Annotated in this window: 1 protein-coding gene; it reads right to left on the bottom strand. The window is 56.0% G+C overall.

The window, feature by feature from the left end; genetic code table 11:
* On the bottom strand, nucleotides 1-257 hold a 257-nt coding region (locus tag QP420_RS06660), incomplete at both ends, for a MobA/MobL family protein (protein ID WP_481616906.1).

The raw sequence follows: 257 nt of genomic DNA, 5'->3' as shown, positions 1-257 counted from the left end.
GTCCCTGACCTTTCCGCTGAACCCAGCAGGTCCGATAGCCCGCGTGGTCAGCATGATGTGCGCATGGGGAGTTGTTTTATCCATGTGATGGAACGCCACATCAGCAATCATGCCCTGACTGACAAAGTTTTCTCTGACAAAGGCGAGAACGGTTTCCCGTGCGGCATCCTGCGGCAGTTCGTGGGGGATGGCGAGTTCAATTTCCCGCGCAAGTTGTGAGTTCTTCCGGCGTTCGGCCTTCTCAACGGCATTCCAGA

It is taken from the genome of Bifidobacterium sp. UMB1197 (assembly GCF_030217745.1).
Taxonomy (GTDB): domain Bacteria; phylum Actinomycetota; class Actinomycetes; order Actinomycetales; family Bifidobacteriaceae; genus Bifidobacterium; species Bifidobacterium vaginale_B.
The sequence above is the reverse complement of the archived record's forward strand: the minus strand, read 5'-3'. Positions and strand labels throughout refer to the sequence as shown.